25 protein-coding genes, 1 tRNA gene and 1 pseudogene are annotated in these 25342 nt (G+C 62.0%); 17 read left to right on the top strand and 10 right to left on the bottom strand.

Annotation, left to right across the window (positions count from 1 at the left end):
• Nucleotides 1–8: 8 nt before the first annotated feature.
• Complete coding sequence (locus tag C4Q27_RS10765; RefSeq protein ID WP_104886832.1) at nt 9–1952, top strand: FTR1 family protein; 1944 nt, start codon at nt 9–11, stop codon at nt 1950–1952.
• 62 nt (nt 1953–2014) lie between these two features.
• On the opposite strand, the gene C4Q27_RS10760 is transcribed toward C4Q27_RS10765, so the two are convergent.
• Nucleotides 2015–2260 carry a TIGR02647 family protein gene (locus C4Q27_RS10760; RefSeq protein WP_003255900.1) on the bottom strand — a complete coding sequence of 82 codons (246 nt, stop codon included), beginning with the start codon at nt 2258–2260 and terminating at the stop codon, nt 2015–2017.
• A 69-nt stretch (nt 2261–2329) separates the two neighbouring features.
• On the bottom strand, nt 2330–2632 hold the full coding sequence (locus tag C4Q27_RS10755) for a hypothetical protein (RefSeq protein WP_010951568.1): 303 nt from the start codon (nt 2630–2632) through the stop codon (nt 2330–2332).
• 148 nt (nt 2633–2780) lie between these two features.
• Between C4Q27_RS10755 and C4Q27_RS10750 the strand changes: the two genes are divergently transcribed.
• Together C4Q27_RS10750 and C4Q27_RS10745 are read left to right on the top strand one after the other, a co-directional pair.
• The gene (locus tag C4Q27_RS10750) at nt 2781–3443 is read left to right on the top strand and encodes a glutathione S-transferase (protein WP_064491750.1); all 663 of its coding nucleotides are present in this window, start codon (nt 2781–2783) and stop codon (nt 3441–3443) included.
• Between the two features lie 103 nt (nt 3444–3546).
• Nucleotides 3547–4901: pseudogene (locus C4Q27_RS10745) on the top strand (IS3 family transposase).
• A 100-nt stretch (nt 4902–5001) separates the two neighbouring features.
• On the opposite strand, the gene argH reads toward C4Q27_RS10745, so the two are convergent.
• Entirely contained in the window at nt 5002–6396 is a 1395-nt protein-coding gene (argH, locus tag C4Q27_RS10740; protein WP_104886831.1) for an argininosuccinate lyase, read from the bottom strand.
• A 297-nt stretch (nt 6397–6693) separates the two neighbouring features.
• Between argH and C4Q27_RS10735 the strand changes: the two genes are divergently transcribed.
• The 7 genes from C4Q27_RS10735 (at nt 6694) to C4Q27_RS10710 (ending at nt 13073) form a co-directional block, all read left to right on the top strand.
• The gene (locus C4Q27_RS10735; RefSeq protein ID WP_010951571.1) at nt 6694–7437 is read left to right on the top strand and encodes a LytTR family DNA-binding domain-containing protein; all 744 of its coding nucleotides are present in this window, start codon (nt 6694–6696) and stop codon (nt 7435–7437) included.
• Nucleotides 7438–7555: 118 nt separating this feature from the next.
• On the top strand, nt 7556–8497 hold the full coding sequence (gene hemC, locus C4Q27_RS10730; RefSeq protein ID WP_064491752.1) for a hydroxymethylbilane synthase: 942 nt from the start codon (nt 7556–7558) through the stop codon (nt 8495–8497).
• On the top strand, nt 8494–9261 hold the full coding sequence (locus C4Q27_RS29775) for a uroporphyrinogen-III synthase (protein ID WP_003255894.1): 768 nt from the start codon (nt 8494–8496) through the stop codon (nt 9259–9261). The genes hemC and C4Q27_RS29775 overlap by 4 nt, the downstream gene beginning before the upstream one ends.
• Nucleotides 9262–9306: 45 nt before the next feature.
• Nucleotides 9307–10407, top strand: a complete 1101-nt coding sequence (locus C4Q27_RS29770) for a uroporphyrinogen-III C-methyltransferase (protein WP_003255892.1) — start codon at nt 9307–9309, stop codon at nt 10405–10407.
• Nucleotides 10404–11642 carry a heme biosynthesis protein HemY gene (locus C4Q27_RS10720; RefSeq protein ID WP_014589299.1) on the top strand — a complete coding sequence of 413 codons (1239 nt, stop codon included), beginning with the start codon at nt 10404–10406 and terminating at the stop codon, nt 11640–11642. The genes C4Q27_RS29770 and C4Q27_RS10720 overlap by 4 nt, the downstream gene beginning before the upstream one ends.
• Nucleotides 11643–11864: 222 nt before the next feature.
• Entirely contained in the window at nt 11865–12371 is a 507-nt protein-coding gene (locus C4Q27_RS10715) for a disulfide bond formation protein B (RefSeq protein ID WP_010951575.1), read from the top strand.
• Between the two features lie 231 nt (nt 12372–12602).
• Nucleotides 12603–13073, top strand: a complete 471-nt coding sequence (locus C4Q27_RS10710) for an Rsd/AlgQ family anti-sigma factor (protein WP_003255887.1) — start codon at nt 12603–12605, stop codon at nt 13071–13073.
• A gap of 8 nt (nt 13074–13081) precedes the next feature.
• Here the strand turns inward: C4Q27_RS10710 and C4Q27_RS10705 are convergent, their stop codons facing one another.
• Nucleotides 13082–13720 carry an FKBP-type peptidyl-prolyl cis-trans isomerase gene (locus tag C4Q27_RS10705; protein WP_049588040.1) on the bottom strand — a complete coding sequence of 213 codons (639 nt, stop codon included), beginning with the start codon at nt 13718–13720 and terminating at the stop codon, nt 13082–13084.
• Between the two features lie 178 nt (nt 13721–13898).
• Here C4Q27_RS10705 and C4Q27_RS10700 point away from each other — a divergent pair, with 178 nt between their 5' ends.
• A complete protein-coding gene (locus C4Q27_RS10700) occupies nt 13899–14918 on the top strand; it encodes an AlgP family protein (RefSeq protein WP_104886830.1) in 1020 nt (339 codons plus the stop codon).
• On the opposite strand, the gene C4Q27_RS10695 is transcribed toward C4Q27_RS10700, so the two are convergent.
• Nucleotides 14897–15376 carry a TIGR02444 family protein gene (locus tag C4Q27_RS10695; protein ID WP_064491755.1) on the bottom strand — a complete coding sequence of 160 codons (480 nt, stop codon included), beginning with the start codon at nt 15374–15376 and terminating at the stop codon, nt 14897–14899. The genes C4Q27_RS10700 and C4Q27_RS10695 overlap by 22 nt on opposite strands.
• Before the next feature lie 50 nt (nt 15377–15426).
• Between C4Q27_RS10695 and C4Q27_RS10690 the strand changes: the two genes are divergently transcribed.
• From C4Q27_RS10690 to C4Q27_RS10675, 3 genes are all read left to right on the top strand, one after another.
• Nucleotides 15427–17337: an ATP-binding cassette domain-containing protein gene (locus tag C4Q27_RS10690; RefSeq protein WP_064491756.1), complete on the top strand. Its 1911-nt coding sequence runs from the start codon at nt 15427–15429 to the stop codon at nt 17335–17337.
• On the top strand, nt 17337–17924 hold the full coding sequence (locus tag C4Q27_RS10685; RefSeq protein WP_010951581.1) for a mechanosensitive ion channel family protein: 588 nt from the start codon (nt 17337–17339) through the stop codon (nt 17922–17924). The genes C4Q27_RS10690 and C4Q27_RS10685 overlap by 1 nt, the downstream gene beginning before the upstream one ends.
• A 198-nt stretch (nt 17925–18122) precedes the next feature.
• Nucleotides 18123–18755, top strand: a complete 633-nt coding sequence (locus C4Q27_RS10675; RefSeq protein WP_010951582.1) for a LysE family transporter — start codon at nt 18123–18125, stop codon at nt 18753–18755.
• A gap of 48 nt (nt 18756–18803) precedes the next feature.
• On the opposite strand, the gene C4Q27_RS10670 is transcribed toward C4Q27_RS10675, so the two are convergent.
• Both C4Q27_RS10670 and C4Q27_RS10665 read right to left on the bottom strand, forming a co-directional pair.
• Complete coding sequence (locus C4Q27_RS10670; RefSeq protein ID WP_064491757.1) at nt 18804–19556, bottom strand: slipin family protein; 753 nt, start codon at nt 19554–19556, stop codon at nt 18804–18806.
• A 2-nt stretch (nt 19557–19558) separates the two neighbouring features.
• A complete protein-coding gene (locus C4Q27_RS10665; protein WP_064491758.1) occupies nt 19559–20905 on the bottom strand; it encodes a nodulation protein NfeD in 1347 nt (448 codons plus the stop codon).
• Nucleotides 20906–21003: 98 nt separating this feature from the next.
• On the opposite strand from C4Q27_RS10665, the gene C4Q27_RS10660 reads away from it, so the two are divergent.
• The 3 genes from C4Q27_RS10660 (at nt 21004) to C4Q27_RS10650 (ending at nt 22474) form a co-directional block, all read left to right on the top strand.
• Nucleotides 21004–21462: an aminoacyl-tRNA deacylase gene (locus tag C4Q27_RS10660; RefSeq protein ID WP_003255874.1), complete on the top strand. Its 459-nt coding sequence runs from the start codon at nt 21004–21006 to the stop codon at nt 21460–21462.
• Nucleotides 21463–21523: 61 nt separating this feature from the next.
• A complete protein-coding gene (locus C4Q27_RS10655; protein ID WP_020190423.1) occupies nt 21524–21766 on the top strand; it encodes a DUF2789 domain-containing protein in 243 nt (80 codons plus the stop codon).
• Nucleotides 21767–21835: 69 nt separating this feature from the next.
• Nucleotides 21836–22474, top strand: a complete 639-nt coding sequence (locus C4Q27_RS10650) for a hypothetical protein (protein WP_003255871.1) — start codon at nt 21836–21838, stop codon at nt 22472–22474.
• Between the two features lie 6 nt (nt 22475–22480).
• On the opposite strand, the gene C4Q27_RS10645 is transcribed toward C4Q27_RS10650, so the two are convergent.
• From C4Q27_RS10645 to C4Q27_RS10635, 3 genes are all read right to left on the bottom strand, one after another.
• Complete coding sequence (locus tag C4Q27_RS10645; protein ID WP_010951586.1) at nt 22481–22918, bottom strand: CBS domain-containing protein; 438 nt, start codon at nt 22916–22918, stop codon at nt 22481–22483.
• A 170-nt stretch (nt 22919–23088) separates the two neighbouring features.
• Entirely contained in the window at nt 23089–24819 is a 1731-nt protein-coding gene (locus C4Q27_RS10640) for a dipeptidase (RefSeq protein WP_064491759.1), read from the bottom strand.
• A gap of 162 nt (nt 24820–24981) precedes the next feature.
• Nucleotides 24982–25058: transfer RNA gene (locus C4Q27_RS10635), tRNA-Arg, on the bottom strand.
• Nucleotides 25059–25342: the final 284 nt, after the last annotated feature.

The raw sequence follows: 25342 nt of genomic DNA, 5'->3' as shown, positions 1-25342 counted from the left end.
AGTGAACAATGTTCTCTTTCGCATTTCCTTCGAGACTGGCCATGAAAACCCGTTCCCGTCTGCTTGCCTGGCTGCCGGCTGCATTGCTCGGCCCGGTGCTGGCGCTGTGCAGCACCTTGGCGCTGGCCGAGTCCCCCGCCGAGGCTGCCAAAGCCCAGCACTTGCTGGACTACATTGGCGCCGACTACCCGCCGACCGTGCAGGACGGCAAGGTGATCGACGAGGGCGAATACCGCGAGCAACAGGAGTTCAGCGCGGTATTGGCTGACCTGGTCAAAGGCCTGCCCGCAAATACTGAACAAGCGGCTTTGGAACAGGGCGTCCAGGCGCTGCGCCAGGCCATCGACCAGCGTCAGGAAGGTACCGCGGTCGCCAAGCAGGCCCGGCAGCTGGGTGCGCGACTGGCGGTGGCCTACGAGGTCAGCCAGGCCCCGGTGATTACCCCGGACCCCGCCCGCGGCGCTGCGCTGTACGCACAGAACTGCTCGATCTGCCACGGCGACACCGGCGCCGGCGATGGCCCGGCTGGCGTGGGCCTGGAGCCTGCACCCGCCAACCTGCGCGATGTCTCGCGCCTGGACCAGTTAAGCCTGTTCGACCTCTACAACACCCTGGCCCTGGGTATAGACGGCACCGAAATGCCGTCGTTTGCCGACCAGCTGGACGACCGCCAACGCTGGGATGTGGCCGCGTATATCGCCAGCTTCACCGCCAAGCCGGAAGCGGGCAAGGGTGACAAGACCTGGAACCTCGCCGACCTGGCTCGCCAAACGCCGGCCGAAGTCGCCGTCAACGAAGGCACTGCGGCTGTCGAGGCATTCCGCGCCCAGCGTGCCCAGCCACCGCAGGTAAAGCGCGGCCCGGCGCAATTGCTCGAATACACGGCCAGCACTCTGGACAAGAGCCTGGCCGCCTACCGCGCAGGCGACCACGATCAGGCCTATGATCTATCGGTGGCGGCCTACCTGGAGGGCTTCGAGCTGGTGGAAAGCTCGCTGGACAACATCGACACCCAGGCGCGCAAGGACACCGAAAAAACGCTGATGGCCTACCGTCAGTCCTTGCAGGACGGCCTGCCCGTGGCCCAGGCCGAACAGCGTCTGGCCGACGCCAAAACCAAGCTCGAGCAGGCGGCCAAGCTGCTTGGCAGCGATGGCCTGAGCTGGACGCTGAGCTATATCTCCGGTTTGCTGATCCTGCTGCGTGAAGGCCTCGAGGCGATTCTGGTGCTGGCGGCGATCCTGGCATTCCTGCGCAATACCGGGCAGCAGTCGGCAGTACGCAGCGTCAACATCGGCTGGGGCCTGGCGCTGGTTGCCGGCTTTGCCACCTGGGCGCTGGCGGCCTATGTGATCGATGTGGGGGGCGCTCAGCGCGAGCTGCTGGAAGGCTGCACGGCGCTGTTCGCCGCGGTAATGGTGCTGTGGCTTGGCGTGTGGATGCATGATCGCCGCCACGCTGCCGCCTGGAAGGACTACATCAAGAGCAGCCTGGTCAGCGGTGGCGGGCGTTTCGGCTTTGCTGTACTGGCATTCTTCTCGGTGTACCGCGAATTGTTCGAAGTGATCCTGTTCTACGAGACCCTGTGGCTGCAGGCAGGCCCCGCCGGGCATCATGCGGTGCTGGCGGGTGGCGCGACGGCACTGGTGCTGCTGGTGGGCCTGGCCTGGGTGATTCTGCGGGGTTCGGCCAAGCTGCCGCTATCGCTGTTCTTCAGCATCAACGCCGCGCTGCTGTGCGCGCTGTCGGTAGTATTCGCCGGGCATGGCGTGAAGGCGCTGCAAGAGGCCGGCGTGCTGGGCACACGGCCAGTGGCGTTCTTTGAGTTTGACTGGCTGGGGATTCATGCCGATGCCTACTCGCTGTCGGCGCAAGCGGTGGCCTTGCTGGCCATCGTGTTCCTTTACGGCCGCTCGTGGCTGGCGGAAAAGCGCAGTGCTGCGGCCAACTGACTGGAGCCTGCGCGGTCCCACAGGGACCGCGCAAGGTCTCAGATCTTGCGCAAGCCTGATGCTCAGGCCGGCTGTGGCGCCTTGAGAATGTTCTGTAGCAATTGGACACTTTCAACGGCGTCATGACCCAGACTGGTCAGGTAGCCGCCATCCGGCTGATCGGTCAGCCCCTTCTCATGCAGGCGTTGCGCAGCCGCGATCAGGGCAGGGGATGCGGTGCTGGTTATCTTGATGCCTTCCTGGCTGCTGTCGTGTTTGAACAGCGCGAGTACTTCCATTTCGTCGATCAAATCGGGGGTAAAAGGCATGGCGACTCCTGACTTCCAGACAAGGATTGCGGCACTTTCTACGGTGCCTGATCTTCGAGTGTAGCCGGGTTATTCGTCGTCGCCTTGATCCATCTCAGGCGGCAGCTCCGGCAGTGCCCGCAGAGCGTTCTCATACCACTCGCCGTTGAACGCACGGTCCTCTACCAGCATGTTGTCGATCTCGAAGGCCAGCACATGGGCCATCAGGTTCAGAATGTCTTCACGCTCATAGCCGACCAGCGTCAGCTTGTTGAAAGTGGCCTTTGCTGCAGGCGGCTCGCCGCTTTCGATCTGGTTTTCGATGGCTTGGGTCAGCGTTGCCTCGGCGAAGGCTTCGTCGTCGTCATTGTCGATGTCGGTGGGCTCGCTCATCGCGGTACTCCTAGGATGGGATGCAACAGTGTGCCATGCCTATGGCGGCAATGCCCGGGCATTGACGGGGTGCATGACGCTGGTCAGGGGCAGGTGTTCAGTCTATAAAGGCCACGCCAACCCCTTACGGCCTGGAGGCTGTTTCGTCATGCTCAAGCTTTATGGATTCTCGGTCAGCAACTACTACAACATGGTCAAGCTGGCCCTGCTCGAAAAAGGCCTGCCTTTCGAAGAAGTCACCTTCTATGGCGGCCAGGCGCCAAAGGCGCTGGAAGTGAGCCCGCGGGGCAAGGTGCCGGTGCTTGAAACCGAGCATGGCTTCCTCAGCGAAACCAGTGTGATCCTCGACTATATCGAGCAGACCCAAGGCGGCAAGGCGCTGCTGCCAGCCGACCCGTTCGGCCAAGCCAAGGTGCGGGAGCTGCTCAAGGAAATCGAGTTGTACATCGAGCTGCCTGCGCGTACCTGTTATGCCGAGTCGTTCTTTGGCATGTCGGTCGACCCGCTGATCAAAGAGAAAGCGCGTGCGGACCTGCTGGCCGGGTTTGCCACGCTCAAGCGCAACGGGCGCTTTGCCCCCTATGTTGCGGGCGAGCAGTTGACGCTGGCAGACCTGATGTTCTGCTTCTCGGTCGACCTGGCCAACGCGGTGGGCAAGAAGGTGCTGGACATCGACTTCCTGGCGGACTTCCCGCAGGCCAAGGCGTTGCTGCAACTGATGGGGGAGAACCCGCACATGCCGCGGATCTTGGCGGACAAGGAAGCGTCGATGCCAGCCTTCATGGAGATGATCCGCAGCGGCAAGCGCTGAGTCTGGTGTTGAGCCCTTCGCGGGCATGCCCGCTCCCACAGGTCTGCACCGTTTTTGGACTGCCCCCAAGAAGTTGGACACCAATCCAACCCTTGGGGGATCTATGGGTAAGTACACCGAGCAATTCAAGCTCACAGCGATCACAGCCTACCTGGATGGCAGCAACGGTTTCCGAAAGATGGCTCAACACTTAGGTATCGATTTCAGCCTGCTTCGACGCTGGGTGGCCAGTTACCAGGCCAATAATGGCATTGGTCCAGGCTCGCATGGGCGGCGCTATACCAGTGATTTCAAACAGCAGGTGCTTAGCTATATGCACGAGCATCGGCTTTCGCTGCGCCAGACCGCTGCCCACTTTGGTCTTGGGCAGTCCTCTCAGATAGGCATTTGGCAGCGGCAGTACTACAGTGGCAGTCCTGCACCCTCTACTGCCATCAAGCCAAGAAAGCCAATCGACGTGTCGAAGAAGATCAAGCCTGCCAAACCCACCGATACCAATGATGATCAGAAGTCTCGAGATCAGCTGATGGCTGAACTTGAGTACCTGCGCATGGAGAATGCTGTCCTAAAGGAGCTCAAGGCTCTGCGCGAGGAAAAGGAACGAACACGCGGGAAAAAGTCCTGATCGTTTCCAAACTCAAGCGCAGGTTTCCTTTGCCTGACCTCCTTCAGTTGGTCGAGCTGGCGCGCAGCACCTTCTACTACCAGCTCAAAGCTCAGCAGAAGCCAGACCGGCATGCTGAGCTCAAGGCATTGGTGCATCGCGTCTATCACGAGTAGAAACGGCTTTATGGTTATCGCCGTATCGCACTCGTAATCAGGAAGGAAAAGCGGGTGAACAAGAAGGTCATTGAACGGCTGATGGCTGAGCAGGGATTGAAATCAGTAGTGCGCCCCAAGAAATATCGCTCCTATCGAGGTACCGTCGGCAAAGTGGCAGCGAATGTACTGGAGCGAAATTTTGTCGCTCAACGCCCAAACCAGAAGTGGGTGACTGACGTAACCGAGTTCAAAGTAGCTCAACAGAAGCTCTATCTGTCGCCCGTGATGGATTTGTACAACGGCGAAATCGTGGCCTACGAAATGGCCAGCCGCCCGTGCTATAGCCTGGTTGGGAACATGCTTGGCAAAGCGCTCGATTGCCTGGGAGAGAAACCGAAGCTCGTGCTGCATTCGGATCAGGGATGGCATTACCAGCAGGCGCAATACCGCCGTAAGCTAAGCGAATGCGGGGTAAAGCAGAGCATGTCCCGAAAAGGCAATTGCCTGGACAACGCGGCCATGGAAAGCTTCTTCGGCACGCTGAAATCTGAGTTTTTCTACCTGAAGCGTTTCGAGAGCATTGATGAGCTGAGAGCGGGTCTGGATGAGTACATTCACTACTACAACCATGATCGCATCAAGCTGAGGCTCAATGGCCTGAGCCCTGTGGAGTACAGGGCTCAGGCTGCAGCTTAAAACTGTCCAACTTTTGGGGGGCAGTCCATTTTGAAACTTGTGCAATACCTGTGGGAGCGGGCGTGCCCGCGAACGAGGGCGAAGCCCTCGCCTTGGGGGGTTAGCGAGACGCCAACAGGGCCTTGCCACGCACTACGGCAGCACGCACCTGCGCCGGCGCCGTACCACCAATGTGGTCACGCGCATTCACCGAGCCTTCCAGAGTCAACACGGCAAACACGTCCTGCTCGATCTGGTCGCTGAACTGGCGCAGTTCGTCCAGGCTCATCTCGGCCAGGTCCTTGCCAGTGTCCACACCATACTTCACCGCGTGGCCAACGATCTCGTGGCAGTCACGGAACGGCAGGCCACGGCGAACCAGATAGTCAGCCAGGTCGGTAGCGGTGGAGAAACCGCGCAGGGCCGCTTCACGCATGATGGCGTGCTTGGGCTTGATCGCCGGAATCATGTCAGCGAAGGCCCGCAGCGAGTCGCGCAGGGTATCGGCGGCGTCGAACAGCGGTTCCTTGTCTTCCTGGTTGTCCTTGTTGTAGGCCAGCGGTTGGCCTTTCATCAGGGTCAGCAGGCCGGTCAGGGCGCCGAACACGCGGCCGCTCTTGCCACGTACCAGCTCTGGCACGTCCGGGTTCTTTTTCTGCGGCATGATCGAGCTGCCAGTGCAGAAGCGGTCCGGAAGGTCGATGAACTGGAACTGCGCGCTGGTCCACAGCACCAGCTCTTCGGAGAAGCGCGAAAGGTGCATCATCGCCACGCTGGCAGCGGCGCAGAATTCGATGGCGAAATCACGGTCCGACACGCCATCCAGCGAGTTGCCGGCCACGGCTTCAAAGCCCAGCAGCTTGCAGGTCAGTTCACGGTCGATCGGGTAGGTGGTGCCGGCCAGCGCGGCGCTGCCCAGTGGCATGCGGTTGGTGCGCTTGCGGCAGTCGACCAGGCGCTCATAGTCGCGGCTGAGCATTTCGAACCACGCCAGCAGGTGGTGGCCAAAGGTGACCGGCTGCGCCGTCTGCAGGTGGGTGAAACCAGGCATGATGGTTTCGGCTTCACGCTCTGCCTGCTCCAGCAGGCCCTGCTGCAGGCGGGTGATTTCGGCCAGGATCAGGTCGATTTCGTCGCGCAGCCAAAGGCGGATGTCGGTGGCCACCTGGTCGTTGCGGCTACGCCCGGTGTGCAGCTTCTTGCCGGTGATGCCGATGCGGTCGGTCAGGCGTGCTTCGATGTTCATGTGCACGTCTTCGAGGTCGACACGCCAGTCGAAGTTGCCGGCTTCAATCTCGCCCTGGATGGTTTTGAGGCCATCGATGATGGTGTCGCGCTCGGTATCACTGAGCACGCCGACCTGCGCCAGCATGGTGGCATGGGCAATCGAACCCATGATGTCGTGACGGTACAGGCGCTTGTCGAAATCTACCGAGGCGGTGAAACGGGCGACGAAGGCGTCGACGGGCTCACTGAAGCGGCCGCCCCAGGACTGATTGGTCTTCTCGGTGCTCATGGATTCACTCATTGCAGGCGTGAACGAAAAAGTGGCGTCGATGATAGCAGGGTTGGGCTGGCTGCCGCAGGGCGCCGGTCGAGAGAAATGCCCGGAAAATCGCAGAGAAGGATTTCAAGGAATGAACGGCAGTGTTCCACGGACCGTCTACAGTTGGACAAAGGACTGGCAGTGAATCTGCCGGGCCGAGTGAATCTTTGGCCATCGCACCGGTCTAGAGCGTGACCGCAGTGTCGCTCGAACCACACCTGTCTACGCTATACCTGTGCGAGACTCATTCAGGAATCCAGCGCAATTATGAATGTCCTGATCGTTGATGACGAACCCCAAGGCCGTGAACGCCTCACCCGGCTGCTCGGCGAACTGGAGGGTTACACTGTGCTGGAGCCCAGCGCCACCAACGGCGATGAGGCCTTGGCGCTGATTGAAAGCCTCAAGCCCGATGTGGTCCTGCTGGACATCGGCATGCCAGGCCTGGATGGCCTGCAGGTTGCCGCTCGCCTGTGCGAACGCGAGGCGCCGCCCGCGGTGGTGTTTTGCTCCGGGGATGATGAATACGGTGCAGAGGCATTCAAGGACAGTACCCTCAGCCATGTGACCAAGCCCTTCCAGGCCCACGCCTTGCGCGATGCCTTGCGCAAGGCCGAAAAACCCAACCGCGCCCAATTGGCGGCGCTTACCCGGCCGGCCAATGAAGGCGGCGGCCCACGCAGCCATATCAGCGCCCGCACGCGCAAAGGCATCGAACTGATCCCGTTACCCCAGGTGATCTATTTCATTGCCGACCACAAGTATGTGACCTTGCGTCACGAAGCCGGTGAAGTGCTGCTTGACGAGCCACTCAAAGCCCTGGAAGACGAATTTGGCGAACGCTTCGTGCGCATCCACCGCAATGCGTTGGTCGCCCGCGAGCGCATCGAACGCTTGCAGCGCACCCCCCTGGGTCACTTTCAGCTGTATCTGAAAGGCCTGGACGGCGATGCCTTGACCGTCAGCCGTCGCCATGTGGCCGGTGTGCGCAAGATGATGCAGACCCTCTGAGGCCCTTGGACTCGGCCCGCACCTGCACCTGACTGCGTATGACCTGTTGATCCGTATCTGCAAGCGATACCGGCGATGCTGTTATGATCGACGGTATTTCTCTGGATCGGGGCGTTTCATGTCCACTCGCGAAATCCGCATTGCCACCCGTAAAAGTGCTTTGGCCCTGTGGCAGGCCGAATACGTCAAGGCCCGCCTCGAGCAGGCCCACACCGGCCTGCAGGTGACCCTGGTACCCATGGTCAGTCGCGGTGACAAGTTGCTCGACGCGCCGCTGGCAAAAATCGGCGGTAAGGGGCTGTTCGTCAAGGAACTGGAAACCGCGCTGCTGGACAACGAAGCCGACATCGCCGTGCATTCGATGAAGGACGTGCCCATGGACTTCCCAGAGGGCCTGGGCCTTTACTGCATCTGCGAGCGTGAAGACCCGCGTGATGCCTTCGTTTCCAATACCTTTGACAGCCTCGAAGCGCTGCCCGCCGGCAGTATCGTCGGCACCTCAAGCCTGCGCCGTCAGGCCCAGTTGCTGGCGCGCCGCCCGGACCTGCAAATCCGTTTTCTGCGCGGCAACGTCAACACCCGCCTGGCGAAGCTGGATGCCGGCGAGTACGACGCCATCATCCTCGCCGCCGCGGGCCTGATCCGTCTGGGCTTCGAAGACCGCATCACCTCCACCATCAGCGTCGATGACAGCCTGCCGGCAGGTGGTCAGGGTGCGGTGGGCATCGAGTGCCGCAGTGCCGACGTTGAGATTCATGAACTGCTGGCGCCACTGCACCATGTCGACACCGCTGACAGGGTGATCGCCGAGCGCGCGCTGAACAAACGCCTGAATGGTGGCTGCCAAGTGCCGATCGCCTGCTACGCGGTACTTGAAGGTGACCAGTTGTGGCTGCGTGGCCTGGTCGGCCAGCCTAGCGGCGGGACCTTGCTGGTGGCCGATGCCCGTGCACCCCGTGCTGCTGCCGAGGCCCTGGGCGTGCAGGTGGCCGAAGACCTGCTGGGGCAGGGCGCCGAGGCCATTCTCAAGGAAGTCTACGGCGAGGCCGGTCACCCGTGAGCCAATGGCGCCTGTTGCTGACCCGGCCTGCCGAGGACTGCGCGGCGCTGGCGCAAAGCCTGGCGGCAGCGGGAGTGGGCAGCAGTTGCCTGCCCCTGCTGGAAATTGAACCTATTACCGTGCAAGCCCCACAGCGACTGTCGCTGGAGGGCTTGCATGACTTCCAGGCGATCATTGTGGTCAGCAAGCCGGCCGCCCGGCTGTTGCTTGAGCATCTGGCCGAGACCAGCATCCAGCCTCCGCAGCGAGGCTGGTTCACCGTAGGTGAGGCAACCGCTGGGGTGCTGCAGGGTGCAGGGCTGGAGGTAAGCTTTCCGCCGCGTGGCGATGACAGCGAAGCCTTGCTGGCATTGCCGGCCCTGCGCCAGGCACTTACCGAGCCGGCACCGCGTGTCTTGATCGTTCGCGGCGTCGGAGGTCGCGAACTGCTGGCAGAGCGTCTTGCAGAGCAAGGTGCTAGTGTCGAATATCTGGAACTGTATCGTCGCTGCCTGCCGGCCTACCCGGCGGGTACGCTGATGCGCCGCATTGAAGCGGAACGCCTCAATGGCCTGGTGGTCAGCAGTGGGCAGGGTTTTGAACATTTGCAGCAGATGGCCGGTGCCGATTGGCTGCGGCTGGCCCAGTTGCCGCTGTTCGTGCCCAGCCCGCGGGTCGCCGAGCAGGCCAAGGCCGCCGGGGCCCAACAGGTTGTGGATTGCCGTGGCGCCAGTGCCACGGCCTTGCTGGCAGCCGTGCAGCGTAGCGCTGCACCTGCCTCTTAAGGCGCTAAGCTGAATGCGGTGCGCCCCCATGCAAAGGATGGATACGTGAGCGAGACTGTCTTGTCCAATAACGATCAACCGTCGGCACAGGCGCCTGCGGAACCCGTTACCACCCCACCTGCCAAGCGCTCCGGCAGTGGCCTGGCAGCGTTGGCCTTGCTGCTGGGTGCGGCCGGGGTGGCGGTAGGTGGCTGGGGTGTCTGGCAGGTGCGTCAACTGCAGGGCAGTGAGTTCAACCAGGGCCAGCACATCGAGGCGCTGACCCAGCGCGCCGAGGCGTTGCAGCAACGTGAACAGCAGATCAGTGCGCAACTGGCCAGTCTGCCAGCCGCCAGCGAGCTGGAAGACCGCCGGCGTTTGGTAGCCCAACTGCAGGGCGACCAGCAGCGGCTCAGTCAGCGCCTGGAAACCGTGCTGGGAGAAAGCCGCAAAGAGTGGCGCCTGGCCGAAGCCGAGCACCTCCTGCGCTTGGCTACCCTGCGCCTTTCCGCGTTGCAGGACATCACCAGTGCCAAAGCCCTGGTCGAAGGCGCCGACGAGATCCTGCGCGAGCAGAGCGACCCGGGTGCCTTCGCCGCCCGCGAGCAACTGGCACGCAGCCTGGCCACGCTCAACAGCACTCAGCAACCGGACCGCACAGGCCTGTTCTTGAAGCTGGCTGCGCAGCGTGAGCTGGTACAGCAGTTGAGCGCCCAGTCCCCCGAGTTTGACAGTAACGCCGATGCGCTTGGCGCCCTGACCGCCGACGGTGATGGTGCCAGCAGGCTGTCGCAGTGGTGGGCAGAAATATCCAAGTACTTCCAGATCGACTTCAATGCCGATGAAAACGTGCGTCCGTTGCTGGCCGGGCAGCAACTGAACCAGCTGCGCCTGGCCCTGAGCCTGACTATCGAGCAGGCCCAGTGGGCAGCGCTCAATGGCGATGCCAAGGTTTACACGCAGGCGCTGGACGACGCCCGCAGCGTACTGCTGGCCAACTTCAACGCAGACAATCCGCAAAGCAAGGCCATGCTCGACAGCCTCAATGCCTTGGCCGATCAGCCGGTGTCGGTGGTTACCCCTGACCTTAGTGAAAGCCTGGCGGCAGTGCAGGCCTATATTCAGCGCCGTCACCTGCCGGCCGAGGCTGAAGGGGGCAAGCCATGAAGCGTGTCTACCTGTTGGCGGTGCTTGCGATCGTGGTTGCTGCGGCACTGGGCATCGCGGTTGCCAAGCACAGCGGCTATGTACTGATTTCCTATGGTGGCTTCCGTTATCAGTCGGGGCTGTGGGCAGCCTTGGCGGGTATTTTGGCGGTCGTCCTGCTGCTGTGGTTGCTGCGCTATCTGGTCGGCCTGGTGCTGACTTCCAGTGGTGTGGTCAACCCGTGGTCACGGCGTAACCGCAGCCGACGTATCCGCCTGGCGATCGAACAGGGCCAGCTCGATCTTGCCGAAGGCCGCTGGGCCAGTGCCCAACGGCACTTGCACCGTGCCGCCGAGGCGGAGCGCCAACCGTTGCTGTACTACCTTGGTGCCGCGCGTGCTGCCAACGAGCAAGGCCGTACCGAAGACAGCGACAACCTGCTGGAGCGTGCTCTGGAGCGCCAGCCGCAAGCGGAGCTGGCCATTGCCCTGACCCATGCCCAGTTGCAAATGGACCGTGGCGAAAACGATGGGGCCCTGGAAACCCTGCTGGCCATGCAGGAACGCCACCCGCACAACGGCCAGGTGCTGCGCTTGCTGCAACGCCTGTACGTGGAGCGCGGCGACTGGTCTGCACTGATCCGCCTGCTGCCCGACCTGCGCAAGGGTAAAGTGCTGCCTGCCGCCGAGCTGGCTGCTCTGGAGCAACGTGCCTGGGGTCAGAACCTGAGCCTGGCGACCACCCGTGGCGAAGATGCGCTCAGTGCACGTCAATCCTTGGAGCGCGCCTGGCAGCAGCTGACCGCAGCCCAGCGCCAAGAGCCACAACTGGTGCTGGCGTACGCCGAGCAACTGCGCCAGGTAGGTGCCCAGAACGAGGCCGAACAAGTACTGCGCACGGCCCTCAAGCGCGACTACGAAAGCCATCTGGCCCGCCTTTACGGCCTGGTGCGTGGTGATGACCCGGTGCGTCAGCTGCAAACCGCTGAAGGTTGGCTCAAGGCTCATCCGCAAGACGCCAGCCTGCTGCTGACTCTGGGCCGTCTGAGCCTGCAAAACCGCTTGTGGGGCAAGGCGCGTGACTACCTGGAAAGCAGCCTGCGCATGGAGCGCAACCCCGAGGCCTGTGCTGAGCTGGCCCGCCTGCTCGCGGGGCTGGGCGAGACCGAGCGCAGCAACCAGCTGTTCCAGGAGGGCCTTGGCCTGCTGGACGAGCGCCTGCTGGCGCTGCCTTTGCCAGAAGGCGTGCGCGCCTGACCTACCCCAAGGCCCGCGCAAAGGTGCGGGCATTGGGGGCAGGTAATTTATCTTTCGCTGTCAGTTTGATCTGAAGTCTATTTCTTCCGTCGCCTCCTACGGCATATCTGGAAATTTCCTACGCGATTCAGTGACTTGTCGTTGCTGTCGTGCCTTGAAACAAAGCGTGTCTTTCCTCTACCGTTTCAAGCCACTACTTTTTCCCCGGGACCTTCACCGCCCATGCTGCCGGCCCGTTTGCGCACCTTTTTTCTTCCTGCCTGCCTGGTCGCACTGGCAGTACTGGTTGCGTCTTTCCGTCTGGAAAACACAGTGGGGCTGATGCCGTGCCCATTGTGCCTCAGCCAACGGTTGCTGCTTGGCGGGTACGCGCTCCTGTGTTTCGCAGCCGTGCTGCAGGCGCCGGGCACTCGGGGCATCCTTCGTTATGCTCGGCTGGCCCTGGGCTGCTCGCTGGCCGGCGCTTTGCTGGCAGCACGGCATGTCTGGTTGCAGGGGGCTGAGGGGGTCAATGAGGTATGCCCGGTGCCGATCGGGCGAGTGTTCGAGCAATCCTGGAGTGAGGCGGCACGGCAACTGCTGCTGGGTGGCCCGGATTGCCGTTCGCTTGCCTGGAGTTTTCTCGATCTGACACTGCCGGAATGGAGCCTGTTGGCCTTCCTGCTGCTGGCGGTGCTGCCCTTGAGTTGCCTGCTGGCGTATCGTTTCCGCACCTTGGCAAGAACATGACCTGGCGCAAGGTTGTGCCATTAGCGCGACCAATGGTGATGTAACAGGGTATTAAACACTTGTATGAACTTTGTGTGCTGCGTACCTTGAAGGGCAGCACGCGCGGGAATAATCTCCCAGCACGCATACCGGAAAAACAACTGCTCGATGCCGTCCTGCTGATGTCACCTTTGTGCTGCGCGGTCGTGGTGCGAGGTGCAGCGGCATCTACCCAGAAGGGAAGAGATCGCCATGCTCGATAGTTGTCAGAACGCCCAGGAACGCTGGGGTGGGGTTCACAAGCTGATCGACCGTTGGCTGGAGGAGCGCCAGGAACTGGTGCAGGCTTTTCGCGCCCTGCGCGATGTGAGGCCAGCCTTCGCCGACAAGGACACCAACGGGGACTTTTGCGCCCTTCTGGTCGACTACGTTTCGGCGTGGCACTTCGAAGTCTGCGAGCAACTGGTCAGCGAGGCCAAGGCGTTCGGAGACAAGAAGGCGCTGAAACTGGCCGAAGAGATCAACCCACGGATCAACGACAGTACTCAGATCGCACTGGCCTTCAATGACCATTGCACCAAGGGGGAGTGCAAGGACACCGAACGCTTTGCCGAGAAGCTGGCCAAATTGGGCGGGTTGTTGCATGAGCGCTTCGAGCTTGAAGACTGCCTGATCGAAGTGCTGCACAACGCACACAAGGAAGAGGGTGCAGTGCAGGCCTGAGGTTGGCGTCAGTCGCCAACCGCCAGCAGTTCAATCTCGAATACCAAGGGGGTGTAGGGTGCGATCAGGTCTCCCGCCCCCTCGGCGCCATAGGCTTGCGCTGAAGGAATTACCAGGCGCCATTTGGCGCCGGTGTGCATTTTCGGCAAGGCGACCTGCCAGCCTTCGATAACCGAATCCAGGTTGAACCATTGGGGGGTCTGGTTCTGGTCGAATATTGAGCCGTCCGGCAATCTGCCCACATAGCGCACTTGCACTTTGCCGCCCGCTTTTGGCTGTGCACCCGTGCCTGCCTGCAATTCGCTGTACAGCACACCTTCCGTTAGTTCGTGCACCCCATAACGCCCACGTTCATTAGCCATGAAACGCGTTTCGGCGGCCTGCAGCTTTTGCGCAGCGGCGTCACCTTCCTGGGCTTCATGCTGCTGCAGCACTGCCTGCATGCGTGCCTTGTCGAGTTTCAGGGGTTGCCCCTGATAGGACTGTTTCAGGCCTTCGACCAGTGCATCCAGCTGCAAGCCCGGCATCTCCTGGCGCAGGCGTTCACCCAGGCTGGCACCCAGGCTGTAGGCCAAATCGTGGTCGTCGTTGTCGGCCAAGGCGAGGGGCGCCATCAGGCATAAACCCAAAACAAGATATCGAGGCAACGCCTGACTCCCAAATACCAGCAATGATTAATTCAGCAACTACACTTTCACGCAGCTGCAAGATAACAACTTTGCCCAGGCATGCAACGCGGCGTAAACATTACGGTCAACATGCCCTAGCGGCGGTAGCAGCAGAAGCATAGTATGAGCCGCAATCTCGTCAGCCAGGAGGTAAACCATGTCGGCCAAAAAGAAGCCAGTAAGTACGCCGTTACACCTGCTCCAGCAACTTTCGGGCAGCTTGCTCGAACACTTGGAAGAGGCCTGCTCGCAAGCGCTGGCTGATGCGGAAAAACTGCTGGCGAAGTTGGAAAAGCAGCGTGGCAAGGCGCAGGAAAAACTGCACAACGGTCGCCTGAAACTGCAAGACGCGGCCAAGGCAGGTAAAGCCAAGGCGCAAAGCAAGGCGCAAAAAGCCATCGGTGAACTTGAAGAACTGCTCGAGTCTCTCAAGGAACGTCAAACCCAGACGCGCTCTTACATTCAGCAACTCAAACGCGATGCTCAGGACAGCCTCAAGCTGGCTCAGGGTGTAGGTAAAGTACGCGAAGCTGCAGGCAAGGCCCTTGATCAACGTGCGGCCAAACCGGCTGCCAAGGCAACCGCTGCTGCCAAGCCTGCGGCCAAACCAGCTGCCAGGGCGACCGCTGCCGCCAAGCCTGCGGCCAAACCAGCTGCCAGGGCGACCGCTGCCGCCAAGCCTGCGGCCAAACCAGCTGCCAAGACGACTGCTGCCGCCAAGCCTGCGGCCAAACCGGCTGCCAAGGCGACCGCTGCCGCCAAGCCTGCGGCCAAACCAGCTGCCAAGGCGACCGCTGCCGCCAAGCCTGCGGCCAAACCGGCTGCCAAGGCGACCGCTGCCGCCAAGCCTGCGGACAAACCAGCTGCCAAGGCGACCGCTGCCGCCAAGCCTGCGGCCAAACCGGCTGCCAGGGCGACTGCTGCCGCCAAACCGGCTGCCAAGGCGACTGCGGCAGCCAAACCTGCGGCCAAGCCAGCTGCCAAAGCCCCTGCTGCCAAGCCGGCCGCAAAACCAGCTGCCGCCAAGGCACCAGCACGCACGGCCGCCAAACCCGCCGCCAAACCTGCTGAAGCCAAACCCGCTACACCGGCCGCCGCAACCAACTCGGTGAGCCCGGCTGCTGCAGCACCGTCGGCACCTGTGAGCACGCCGTCTCAGGCACCTTCGGCGTCCTGAAGCGCAGCCGCTGCGACGCGCAACTGAACTAGCGCGTCGTGATGCAGAGCCTGGTCCGGTGCCAGCCGGGCCAGCCAGTCGTCCGCGGGCTCATGGGAGCCCACGGGCCACTGTTGCGAGCGTTCCTGCAAGCGCTCCAGCAAGGCTTTTTCTGCCTGCAACTCCAACCCCTTCACCTGTTCACGCAATGCGGCCAATTGTGCATCACCCGATGCTGGGGTTCGCCATTGCTGGCGCAGGCTGCGCAGCGGGGCGACCACGTCACGCTGCCAAGGCTCGGCAAGTTCTTGCAGTGCTTGCGCACGTTCGCCCAGTACAGCCACACCACGTGCTTGCAGCCAGGTAGCGCACAGCAGCAGGCAGACATCGCCACCCAGTGCCTGCAGTTCAAGGCAGGCGGCTTCCACGCCGGGCCTGGCATACAGGGCCAGGGCGTAATTCCACAGGTCGGTGTGCATGGTTCCACTCGCGCTATGGGCCGAGGAAGCTGGTAGACTCCGCGACCATCATGATCAGACTATCCAACCTCACTTTACAGCGTGGTCCGCAGCGCTTGCTAGAAGGCGCCGAGATGACCCTGCACGCCGGTCACAAGGCCGGCCTGATCGGCGCCAACGGTGCCGGAAAATCCAGCCTGTTCGCCTTGCTGCGCGGTGAGCTGTCGCCCGATGCCGGTGACTGCCAACTGCCCGGCGACTGGCGCATCGCCCACATGCGCCAAGAGGTCGACACCCTCGACCGCCTGGCTGTGGACTATGTGCTTGATGGCGACGTGCGCCTGCGCAAGGTCCAGGCCGAACTGGCCGCGGCCGAGCAGGCCCATGACGGCACCGCCCTGGCGCGTCTGCACAGTGAGCTGGAAAGTGCCGACGGCTATACCGCCGACGCCCGTGCGCGCAAGTTGCTGGCTGGGCTGGGCTTCACCAACGAACAGATGGACCGCCGTGTCGGCGATTTCTCTGGTGGCTGGCGGATGCGCCTGAACCTGGCCCAGGCACTGATGTGCCCGTCCGACCTGTTGCTGCTCGACGAGCCCACCAACCACCTCGACCTCGACGCTATCCTGTGGCTGGAAGACTGGCTCAAGGGCTACCCCGGCACATTGTTGCTGATCTCCCACGACCGTGACTTCCTCGATGCCGTGGTCGACCATGTGCTGCACGTCGAGCAGCGCAAGCTCAACTTGTACAAAGGCGGCTACACCGCCTTTGAGCGCACCCGTGCCGAGCGCCTGGCGCAGCAGCAGCAGGCCTACGAGAAGCAGCAGGCGCAGCGCGCGCACATGGAAAAGTACATTGCCCGCTTCAAGGCGCAAGCCACCAAGGCCCGTCAGGCGCAAAGCCGGATCAAGGCCCTGGAGCGCATGGAAGAGCTGTCGGCGGCGCATGTCGATTCACCGTTCGACTTTGTCTTCCGTGAATCGCAGAAAATTTCCAGCCCGTTGCTGAGCCTTTCCGAAGGTCGCCTGGGTTATGGCGACAAGGCCATCCTCGACAAGGTCAAGCTGCAGCTCACCCCAGGCGCTCGTATTGGTCTGCTTGGGCCCAACGGCGCCGGCAAGTCGACCCTGATCAAGAACCTTGCAGGTGAGCTGGAGCCGTTGTCGGGCCGCCTGGTTCGTGGCGAGAACCTGGCTGTAGGCTACTTTGCCCAGCACCAGCTGGACTCGCTGGACGACAAGGCCAGCCCGCTGCTGCACCTGCAGCGTATCGCCCCTACCGAGCGTGAGCAGACGCTGCGCGACTTCCTTGGCGGCTTCGATTTCCATGGTGCCCGCTGCGACGAGCCGGTGGTTAACTTCTCCGGTGGCGAAAAGGCCCGCCTGGCACTCGCGCTGATTGCCTGGGAGCGGCCAAACCTGCTGCTGCTCGACGAACCGACCAACCACCTCGATCTGGAAATGCGTCTGGCGCTGACCATGGCCTTGCAGGAGTTTGCCGGTGCAGTGGTGGTGGTGTCCCACGACCGTCATTTGCTCAAGAGCACCACGGACGACTTCCTGTTGGTAGCCGACGGCAAGGTCGACACCTTCGACGGTGACCTGGAGGACTACAGCCGCTGGCTGGTCGAGTACCGCCAGCGCAGTGCGCCGGCCAGTACTGCACCGGCCAACCCGGACAAGACCGACAAGAAAGCCCAGCGCCAGGCTGCCGCAGCCTTGCGTCAGCAGTTGGCACCGCACAAGAAGGCTGCCGACAAGCTGGAAACCGAGCTCAACCAGGTGCACGCGCAATTGGCCGAGATCGAGACCGCGCTGGGTGATGGTGGCCTTTACGATACGGCGCGCAAGGATGAGTTGCGCGACCTGCTGGCCCGCCAGACCAAGCTCAAGCAACGCGAAGGCGAGCTGGAAGAGGCCTGGATGGAAGCGCTGGAAACCCTAGAAAGCATGCAGGCCGAACTCGAGGCGTTGTCCTGATGGAGGAACTGCGTTCGCTGCTGCCAGGGCAATGGATGGACACCTTCTGGCTGGGTTTGCAGATCCTCTTGATCCTGGCAGCGGCGTTCATCCTGCAACGTATCGTCGCTCGCGGGCTGAGCCGCCTGGGCCAGCGTTACCCGTTACCGCCGGAGCTGCTGGTGCCCGTGCGCGGTGGCCTGCGCTGGCTGATCATGGGCAGCGCGCTGCTGTTCGTGCTGGAGCGCATGGGTGTTTCGGCAACTGTGTTGTGGACAGCACTTTCCGGCTTCGTAGCGGTAGCGGCGGTGGCCTTCTTCGCCATGTGGAGCGTGCTGTCCAACCTGTTGTGCGCAGTGTTGATCTTCACGGTCGGGCCGTTTCGCATCGGCGATGTGGTCGAGCTGGTCGACACCCTCGACAAGCCTGGCGTCAAAGGCCGGGTGATCGCCATTAACCTGCTGTTCACCACCCTGCTGGAAGTGCCCGAAGCGGGCGGGGCGCTGGTGCAGGTGCCCAATAGTCAGTTCTTCCAGAAGTCCGTGCGGCGCTGGCGCGGGGCCGAGGTACAGGCCCTGCACAAAGAAACCGCTGCCGAAGCGGACTGAGCCTGTTCTGGCCCCTTCGCGGGCACGCCCGCTCCCACAGGTATTCCACAGCGTCTGAAAATGCATTGTAGGTGTGGGAGCGGGCGTGCCCGCGAAGAGGCCAGGTCAGGCCACACAAATCCATCAGAAATCACTGGTTATTTTTTCGCCAAAACCTTAGCTTAACGTTTTGCAACAAATGTTCGAGCGAGGTGTGTGATGTCGATGGAAGTATGGTTAGGCTTTTTTGCCGCCTGCTGGGTGATCAGCCTTTCACCCGGTGCCGGGGCGATTGCCTCGATGTCCAGCGGCCTGCAATACGGCTTCTGGCGTGGTTACTGGAACGCTCTGGGCCTGCAGCTGGGCCTGATCATGCAGATCGCCATCATCGCCGCCGGCGTCGGTGCCGTCCTGGCTGCCTCGGCCACGGCGTTCCAGGTCATCAAGTGGTTTGGCGTCGGCTACCTTGTGTACCTGGCCTACAAGCAGTGGCGTGCCCTGCCGATGGACATGAGCGATGAATCAGGCGTGCGCCCGATCGGCAAGCCGCTGAGCCTGGTGTTCCGTGGTTTCCTGGTCAACATCAGCAACCCCAAGGCGCTGGTGTTCATGCTGGCGGTGCTGCCGCAGTTCCTCAATCCCCATGCGCCGCTGCTGCCGCAATATGTGGCGATCACCGTGACCATGGTCACGGTCGACCTGCTGGTGATGGCGGGATACACCGGGTTGGCTTCGCATGTGTTGCGCATGCTGCGCACGCCGAAACAGCAGAAGCGTTTGAACCGCACCTTTGCCGGGTTGTTCATTGGTGCAGCCACATTCCTGGCGACCTTGCGCCGCGCGCCGGTCTGACAGACCGCATACAGGCCATTCGCGGGCAAGCCCGCGAATGGCCCATCACTATTTCTCCTTGTCTACCAACCCCTTCAGCAGATCTATCGGCAGCGGGAAGACGATGGTCGAGCTCTTGTCCCCGGCAATCGTCCCCAGCGTCTGCATATAGCGCAACTGCATCGCCCCCGGTTCCTTGCTCAGCATTTGCGCGGCTTGCATCAGTTTCTCCGACGCCTGCAGTTCACCCTCGGCATGAATCACCTTGGCCCGACGTTCGCGCTCGGCCTCGGCCTGGCGGGCGATGGCGCGTACCATTGACTCGTTCAGGTCAACGTGCTTGATCTCGACGTTGGCCACCTTGATGCCCCAGGCATCCGTCTGCGCGTCCAGCACCTGGCGGATGTCCATGTTCAGTTGCTCGCGTTCTGCCAACAGCTCATCCAGTTCGTGCTTGCCCAGCACCGCGCGCAGGGTCGTCTGGGCCAGCTGGCTGGTCGCCACCAGAAAATCCTCGACCTGAATGATCGCTTTCTGCGGGTCGAGCACGCGAAAGTACAACACTGCGTTGACCTTGACCGAAACGTTGTCGCGGGTGATCACATCCTGCGGCGGTACATCCAGTACCACTGTACGCAGGTCGACCCGTACCATCTGCTGGATCACCGGGATCAACAGGATCAGCCCCGGCCCTTTGACCTGCCAGAAGCGCCCCAGCTGGAACACCACGCCTCGCTCGTATTCGCGCAGGATGCGAAACGCCGACAGCACCAGCATGGCCAGCACGATCAGAACGGCGCCGAAACCGACTTGCATGAACATGCTCATTCTCCTTGCGTCGCTGGGGCGGCGGCGCTCACTTCCAGCATCACGCCATGGCGCGCGGTCACCCGTACGTTCTGGCCAGTTTGCAGCGGCGTTGCGCACTGCACCTGCCATTGCTCGCCCTGAGCCAGCACGACACCACAGAAGGGGTCGCTTGCCATCACCTGGGTGACGGTGACCAGGCTGCCGACCAGGCCGGCGTCGCCACTGACCAGCGCCCGTTGCCGGGCCTTGAGAGCCATGCCCAGCACGCCACCGATCAGGAGTGCCGAGAGCAGCGCCAAGGTGCCGATCAAGGCCAGGGGGATGCCGAAACCGGGGGCGTCGGTGTCGATCAGGATCAATGCGCCGACCACAAAGGCAACGATGCCGCCGAAGCCGACCACGCCGAAACTGGGCAAGAAGGCTTCGGCGATCATGAAGGTGATGCCAAGCAGGATCAGCGCCACCCCGGCGAAACTCACCGGCAACAGCTGCAGCGCATACAGCGCCAGCAGCAGGCAGATACCACCGACCACACCGCCCACCGCAGAACCTGGGTTCATGAATTCGAACAACAGGCCGTAAACGCCGATCATGATCAGGATCAGCGCTACGCTGGGGTTGGTGATGACCGCCAGAACCCTGGTGCGCCAGTCCGGCAGGTGCTCGACCACGCTGGCACCTGCGGTCTGCAACTGGCGTGGCTGGCCGGCCACCTGGAGCGTTTTGCCGTCGAGCTTGCGCAGCAGGTCAGGCAGGTCATCGGCCACCTGATCGATCACGTTCAGCCGCAAGGCCTCGCTGGCGGACAGGCTGACGGCCTCGCGCACGGCCTTCTCCGCCCAGTCGGCGTTGCGGCCGCGCATCTGCGCCAGGCCACGGATGTAGGCGGCGGCGTCGTTGACCTGTTTGCGTGCGAGGGTTTCATCGTCGCCGCTTTTGGCTTTGTCGTCACTGGGCGTGCCAGGCGCACCGCCGATCCGCACCGGCGTGGCAGCTCCCAGATTGGTTCCGGGCGCCATAGCCGCGACATGGCTGGCGTAGAGAATATAGGTGCCGGCGCTGGCGGCGCGGGCGCCGCTGGGGGCAACGTAGCTGGCGACCGGTACAGGGCTGGCGAGAATTGCCTTGATCATCTGGCGCATGGCGCTGTCCAGCCCGCCCGGGGTATCCATGCGGATAACTACCAGTTGCGCACCTTGCGCCTGGGCCTGGCTGAGGCTGCGCACCAGGTAGTCGGCGCTGGCCGGGCCGATGGCGTCGTCGATGTTCAGCACCCACACCGCGCCGGGCGCTGCCTGGCCACCTGGCGTGATGCCAAGCAACAACAGCAGCAACAGCCAGCGCCAGCAGCGGGCGATCACCTGTCGTCACCTCATTTGCGCGTATTTCACAAGTTTAGCCCCGACCACCCGTACCCGGCCTAAAATTGAGAATTGGGGGGCGAAACCGGAGGTGCATCATGCGTATGGCAAAGACCCTGCAGGCCCGCCTGGACAAGGCCAACTGCGACTACGACATCATTCCCCACCCACATTCGGCCACCAGCCTGGAGTCGGCCCGAACGGCCGGCGTGCCCGCCGAGCGGGTCGCCAAGTCGGTGATGCTCGATGACCGTCATGGCAACTACATCATGGCCGTGCTACCGGCCAACCGGCACCTGGACATGACCAAGGTGCGTATGTCCGGGGCCTGGCATCTGACCCGTGAAAGCGGTCTGCCGAGCCTGTTCAATGACTGCGAACGCGGTGCCGTGCCGGCCCTTGGCGATGCGTACCAGATAAAAATGCTGCTCGACCCGAGTCTTACCCGCCAAGGCGATGTCTACCTGGAGGCGGGTGACCACGATCACCTGATTCACATGAGCATGGAGCAGTACATGAAACTGGTGCCGCACGCCGAAGTGCGCGAGCTGTGCTGATGTTTTCAAACCAATGCCAGGCGGGCGTCGTGGACGGCTTGCCTGGCGCTAAGGAGGAACCATGGAAGCGCCGATCCATCCCTTTGCCGAACTGTTCAAGCAGCTGGGCTTACCCGACGATCCCACGAGTATCGATCAGTTCATCACCAGCCATTCCCCGCTGAAGAACGAAATCAAGCTGGTGGATGCGCCGTTCTGGAACGACTCTCAGCGGGCATTTCTCAAGGACAGCATCATTGAAGATTCCGATTGGGCCGTGCCCTTCGATCAACTCAACGAAGCGTTGCGCCGCCCCCGAAAATAAAGCGCCGAGCGGCACCTGACGAGTGATCGGCCGTTGCTATGCTCAGGAAAACAATAAGGGGATAGCGCGATGAAAGATCCCTACGCACCAGGTTTCTGGTGTTCCGTGACGATCCTGGGCACCCTGACGGCCAGTTACTTCTATGGCATCAGGCAGACGCAACAGATGAACCAGGCCGTGCATTTCCTGTACGCCGCTGCCGCAGTCACGGTAGCGGTTGCACTGGTGGCGCTGACATGGATCGCCTGGCAGCAGCTGCGCCTGAACAAGCGCGAAGTGGTGCAGGGGCGAACGTTGCTGACCATCTGGAACACCAAGGTTGCGCTACGCCGCGTCGAGACGGTTTTCGATCGTTATTTCTGGGGCAGCTATTGGCATTCGGGGCGCACCTTCGAAGAGGTCATGGGCGAGCTCAGGGGCACTCCGCTGGAGCAGAGCCTGGATGCGCTGAAGCGCCAGTGCCGGGTGCTCGACCGCGAAATCCATGACCGCCATCACCACTGGCTGGCCAACGCTCGCGACCTGTCCAGCGTGGCCCAGGCGATGGCCCGCGAACGCTACCAGCTGGACCTCGGCGAGCCCACGCACAGCGGCCACGGCAATACGGCAGTGCTCAACCGTGATCTGGAAGTGCTGGTGTACACCTGGTCGGCGCGCTTGCGTAGCTTCGACCATCAGCTGGACGAGCTGGAGCGCGCCTACCATTGAGGCGCTTCATTCGCCGCGGATGTACTGCTCCATTTGCTTGATCAGGCTCGCCTGTTCGTCAATGGTTTCCTTGACCAGGTCGCCGATCGACAGCAGGCCGAGCAATCTGCCGTTGTCGACCACCGGCAGGTGACGCAGGTGCCGGTCGGTCATCAGGTTCATGCAGAAATCGAGCTTTTGCTTGGGCTCCACGGTGACCACCGGTGCGCTCATGATTTCGCGTACCGGCGTGGCGGCGGAAGAGCGGCCCTTGAGGACCAGTTTGCGCGCGTAGTCCCGCTCACTGACGATACCCACTACCTGGCCACCCTCGACCACGGGCAGCGCACCGATGTTTTTCTCCGCCAGCAGTTTCAGGGCGTCGAGCACCGAGTCATCCGGGCCGATGGTGTACACGGTCTGGTGCTGGGACTTGGTCTTGAGGATTTGTTCGACGGTCTTCATACGGGCCTCTGCGGGTGAAAAAAGCACTGTCTCGGAGTAACTAAAGCATCCGGTACGGCGCTCTGCACGGCAATGCAGGAAACGGCATGGAGGCGATTGAAAAACGTCATGGCTGTTCGCTTGTAGCGGCCTTTTCGCGGCTAAAGCCGCGAAGAGGCCGGTACTGCGCATCAAAGCTTCGGCATCTGCCCGATCCGCGCCACCATTTCGCTCACCACCTGCAAGTCCAGCATGAACTGCTCCACGGTCTTGAACTCGTTGTCGTTGTGCCCGGTGTACTTCACGTCCGGCATGGCCAGGCCAAATTGCACACCGTTGGGAAGATCGTGCACAGAAGTCGCGCCGGCCGAGGTTCCGAACTCATGCTTCATACCCAGGTTCTCGGTGGCCACAGCGAGCAGAGCCTTGACCCATTCGCCTTCAGGGTTGCGGTACATCGGCTCGTCCAGGCTGAAGTCGAACGCCACCGAGGTGTTGCTTTGCCGGGTCCATTTGCCCAGTTTGTCGGCCAGTTCGTCCTTGATCGTGGCGATCGGCTTCCCCTTGGGAATGCGCAGATTCACCGCCAGTTTCAAGCCTTTGTCATCCACCCCGACAAAAGTCAGCGAGGTGGTCAGCGGGCCCATGAACGGGTCCTTGAAGGCCACGCCGAGCTTGTTGCCCAGGTAGTCCAGGCCCCAGTTTTCGGCGGCGTAGCGGGCCGCGTCGGTAAAGTGGTTGTGCTTGAGCGACACCTGCTGGCCGAGGCCATTGATGAAATCGAGCATACGCGCCACCGGGTTGATGCCGGATTCCGGCTCCGAAGAGTGTGCGGAAACACCGGTCACGGTGAGCAAGACTTGCTTGCCGTCGGCCTTGGCGTCGATGCTGAAGTCGCTTCCATGCTGCTTCACATATCTGGCGCCGGCTTGCTGCAGGTGCTTGACCAACTGTGCCGGGTTGTCAGAAATCAGGGTCGCAACCGAAGTTGTCGGGATCTGGTTGGTGGCCAGGCCACCGGTCAGGTTGACGATCTCGGCACCCTTGCCGCTAGCCGGGCGCTTGGTGAAGCTGGCCATGACCGTGCCGTAGCCTTTCTCGGCAATCACTACCGGGTAGCCGCCGTCGAGGGCCAGGTTGTAATCGGGCGTAGGGTTGCGCTCAAAGTAGTAGGGGATGGCATCACCGCTGGTTTCTTCGGTGGTGTCGATCAGCAGCTTGAACTGCCGGGCGAGCGGCAGGTTTTCGTCCTTGGCCACTTTCAGCGCGTACATCGCCACCACGATGCCGTTCTTGTCGTCTTCTGTGCCGCGGCCGTACATGCGGTCACCCACCAGGGTGACCTTGAACGGGTCTAGGCGCGTACCGTCGGCCAGCTTCCAGTTGTCCGGGTTGACCGGCACGACGTCAGCGTGGGCATGGATGCCGATCACTTCCTTCCCGCTGCCCAGCGAGATCTCGTACACCCGGTTGTCGATGTTGCGGAAGGCCAGGCCGAAGCGGTCGGCCAAGGCCTTGATCTTGTCGGCGATCTTGAGGAATTCAGGGTTTTCGTACTGCGGCGTACCCTCGACATTGAAGGTGGGGATGGCTACCAGTTCACGCAGGGTTTCGGTCGCGGCTTTGCCATACTTGATGCGGGTATACAGGCCGAGCAGGCGGTTGATCTCGTCTTGTTGCCCGGCGGCCAATGGCTTGTCGGCCAGGTAGGCGTCGACGGTTGCCTTGAGGTTGTCGGCCTTGCCCTGGTCGCTGTCTTTGAGCTTGCCGAGGAATTGCCTGAAGTCGCTTGGGTCGCTGCCGTCAAAGGCTTTGATGATGGCTGCGGACTGCTGCTGGGTGAGGTTGGCTTGAGCAGGCAGGGTAAACAGGCCGATGCCGGCCAGCAGCAGGGTGGTGGCGGTGAATTTTTTCAACTGCATGGTTGTGCGCATTCCTTTGCCAATCATTGTTCAGGGTTACCCGTTCGGGAAACGGGAAGACGCCCACGCTAACACCAATGACCCGTGGTACGGGAGTACCAGAAAGGTGACGTGTCGCACAAACGAAAAAGCCCCGGGCTCAGGCCCAGGGCTTTCTTGATATGGCGCACTCGGCGGGATTCGAACCCACGACCCCTGCCTTCGGAGGGCAGTACTCTATCCAGCTGAGCTACGAGTGCAACGCGCACGCATGATACCCATCTGTGTCGTTGACGTCCATCGCCTTGATCTGTAGCTGTTTTTACCGCGTTGGCTGTGCAGATCCCTTTGGGGTGGATACACGACAATACCGATCGGAAATGAACAACGGTGGGTCGGGGAGACCGGCCTTAACCGGGCGCACGCCAATGCCATCGATTACGGCGCCGATGACGACAGCATCATCGTTTCAGCCCAACATCAGGGCGGGGGGGAATTGGCCGTGACAAGCAGTAAAACGAATTTTTGCTTCGCCCCACGTCCG

Source organism: Pseudomonas sp. SWI36, from assembly GCF_002948105.1.
Taxonomy (GTDB): Bacteria; Pseudomonadota; Gammaproteobacteria; order Pseudomonadales; family Pseudomonadaceae; genus Aquipseudomonas; species Aquipseudomonas alloputida.
The sequence above is the reverse complement of the archived record's forward strand: the minus strand, read 5'-3'. Positions and strand labels throughout refer to the sequence as shown.

Bases quoted from the DNA above. Each gene is read 5' to 3' on its own strand.
- C4Q27_RS10765 (WP_104886832.1), top strand. From the start codon at position 9: ATGTTCTCTTTCGCATTTCCTTCGAGACTGGCCATGAAAACCCGTTCC.
- C4Q27_RS10760 (WP_003255900.1), bottom strand. From the start codon at position 2,260: ATGCCTTTTACCCCCGATTTGATCGACGAAATGGAAGTACTCGCGCTG.
- C4Q27_RS10755 (WP_010951568.1), bottom strand. From the start codon at position 2,632: ATGAGCGAGCCCACCGACATCGACAATGACGACGACGAAGCCTTCGCC.
- C4Q27_RS10750 (WP_064491750.1), top strand. From the start codon at position 2,781: ATGCTCAAGCTTTATGGATTCTCGGTCAGCAACTACTACAACATGGTC.
- argH (WP_104886831.1), bottom strand. From the start codon at position 6,396: ATGAGCACCGAGAAGACCAATCAGTCCTGGGGCGGCCGCTTCAGTGAG.
- C4Q27_RS10735 (WP_010951571.1), top strand. From the start codon at position 6,694: ATGAATGTCCTGATCGTTGATGACGAACCCCAAGGCCGTGAACGCCTC.
- hemC (WP_064491752.1), top strand. From the start codon at position 7,556: ATGTCCACTCGCGAAATCCGCATTGCCACCCGTAAAAGTGCTTTGGCC.
- C4Q27_RS10720 (WP_014589299.1), top strand. From the start codon at position 10,404: ATGAAGCGTGTCTACCTGTTGGCGGTGCTTGCGATCGTGGTTGCTGCG.
- C4Q27_RS10715 (WP_010951575.1), top strand. From the start codon at position 11,865: ATGCTGCCGGCCCGTTTGCGCACCTTTTTTCTTCCTGCCTGCCTGGTC.
- C4Q27_RS10710 (WP_003255887.1), top strand. From the start codon at position 12,603: ATGCTCGATAGTTGTCAGAACGCCCAGGAACGCTGGGGTGGGGTTCAC.
- C4Q27_RS10700 (WP_104886830.1), top strand. From the start codon at position 13,899: ATGTCGGCCAAAAAGAAGCCAGTAAGTACGCCGTTACACCTGCTCCAG.
- C4Q27_RS10695 (WP_064491755.1), bottom strand. From the start codon at position 15,376: ATGCACACCGACCTGTGGAATTACGCCCTGGCCCTGTATGCCAGGCCC.
- C4Q27_RS10690 (WP_064491756.1), top strand. From the start codon at position 15,427: ATGATCAGACTATCCAACCTCACTTTACAGCGTGGTCCGCAGCGCTTG.
- C4Q27_RS10685 (WP_010951581.1), top strand. From the start codon at position 17,337: ATGGAGGAACTGCGTTCGCTGCTGCCAGGGCAATGGATGGACACCTTC.
- C4Q27_RS10675 (WP_010951582.1), top strand. From the start codon at position 18,123: ATGTCGATGGAAGTATGGTTAGGCTTTTTTGCCGCCTGCTGGGTGATC.
- C4Q27_RS10670 (WP_064491757.1), bottom strand. From the start codon at position 19,556: ATGTTCATGCAAGTCGGTTTCGGCGCCGTTCTGATCGTGCTGGCCATG.
- C4Q27_RS10660 (WP_003255874.1), top strand. From the start codon at position 21,004: ATGCGTATGGCAAAGACCCTGCAGGCCCGCCTGGACAAGGCCAACTGC.
- C4Q27_RS10655 (WP_020190423.1), top strand. From the start codon at position 21,524: ATGGAAGCGCCGATCCATCCCTTTGCCGAACTGTTCAAGCAGCTGGGC.
- C4Q27_RS10650 (WP_003255871.1), top strand. From the start codon at position 21,836: ATGAAAGATCCCTACGCACCAGGTTTCTGGTGTTCCGTGACGATCCTG.
- C4Q27_RS10645 (WP_010951586.1), bottom strand. From the start codon at position 22,918: ATGAAGACCGTCGAACAAATCCTCAAGACCAAGTCCCAGCACCAGACC.
- C4Q27_RS10640 (WP_064491759.1), bottom strand. From the start codon at position 24,819: ATGCAGTTGAAAAAATTCACCGCCACCACCCTGCTGCTGGCCGGCATC.